This is a genomic window from Streptacidiphilus jeojiense (genome assembly GCF_000719095.1).
In the GTDB taxonomy this organism is placed as follows: domain Bacteria; phylum Actinomycetota; class Actinomycetes; order Streptomycetales; family Streptomycetaceae; genus Streptacidiphilus; species Streptacidiphilus jeojiensis.
The window spans coordinates 1-1151 of sequence record NZ_JOEH01000086.1 but is presented as its reverse complement, the minus strand read 5'-3'; the positions used below and the strand labels follow the sequence as shown (position 1 = coordinate 1151).

Sequence of the window (1151 nt, the reverse complement as noted above, 5' to 3'; positions counted from 1 at the left end):
TACTGACTTTGGAAGCGTGATGTCGTTGGGGGCTGACGGAGTGTGATTGTCGCGGTATGCCGGGTGTATGAGGTATCCGCAGGGTGGTGGGCTGACGCCTGAACGGCAGGTGTTTCGCGAGCGGATCCGGTTGGAGGCCGCCGAGCTCTTCGCCTCGGGCGCTTCCAACGGGTCGGTCGCCAGGGATTTACGGGTGAGTGTCCGCTCGGTGCAGCGATGGCGGCAGGCTTGGCAGGAGGCCGGCACCGACGGGTTGCGGTCCGCCGGGCCTGTCTCGCTTCCCAAGCTGAGCGACAGGCTGTTCGCCGTGCTGGAGGACGAGCTGGCCAAGGGGCCGGTCGCGCACGGCTGGCCGGACCAGACCTGGACCCTGGCGCGGATCAAGACCCTGATCGGTCGACGGTTCCACAAGTCCTTCACGTTGTCGGGGATCTCGCAGATGCTGCGTCGTCATGGCTGGAGCCACCAGGTCCCGGCCCGGCGCGCGGTCGAGCGCGACGAGGGGGCCGTGGCTGGGTGGGTGAAGGAGACCTGGCCGTCCGTGGAAGCGCCGCGGCGGCGCTCGACGCCTACCTCGTCTTCGAGGACGAGGCCGGCTTCTCGATGACGCCGCCCACCGCCCGCACTTGGTCACCCCGCGGTGTCACTCCGATAGTCCGCGTCCGCGGGCGCTCACAACGGCGGATCTCCATCGCAGCTTTGACCTGCTACAAGCAGGGCGAGCGCTCCCGGCTGATCCACCGGCCGATCATCCACCAGGACCACAAGTCCGGCGGGCGCCGCAGCTTCGCCTGGACCGACTACCGCGACCTGCTGGCCGACGCCCACCAGCAACTCGGCAAGCCGATCGTCCTGGTCTGGGACAATCTCAACGTCCACCGCGACCGCCGCCTGCGCGAGTTCATCGACGCCCAGGACTGGCTCACGGTCCACTACCTGCCGCCTTATGCCCCTCAGCTCAATCCGGTCGAGGGCATCTGGTCTCTGCTCCGGCGCCGCTGCCAGGCCAACACCGCCTTCACCGACCCGACCCATCTGATGCGCGCCCTGAGACGAGGCCTTCGCCAAGTCCAGTACCGGCCCGACCTCATCGACGGATGCCTCGCCGGCACCGGACTCACCATGACGACACCACGCCTACAACCTCAGTA

At 67.9% G+C, this 1151-nt stretch carries 1 protein-coding gene; it reads left to right on the top strand.

Annotated elements, in window-relative coordinates:
* Positions 1-67: 67 nt before the first annotated feature.
* Positions 68-1151, top strand: a protein-coding gene (locus IF29_RS49255; protein ID WP_475630833.1) for an IS630 family transposase whose coding sequence is annotated in 2 segments (ribosomal slippage) — positions 68-521 and positions 521-1151 — 1085 coding nt annotated over the 2 segments. Because the reading frame shifts where the segments join, the coding sequence is not laid out codon by codon here. This gene is flagged as partial in the annotation.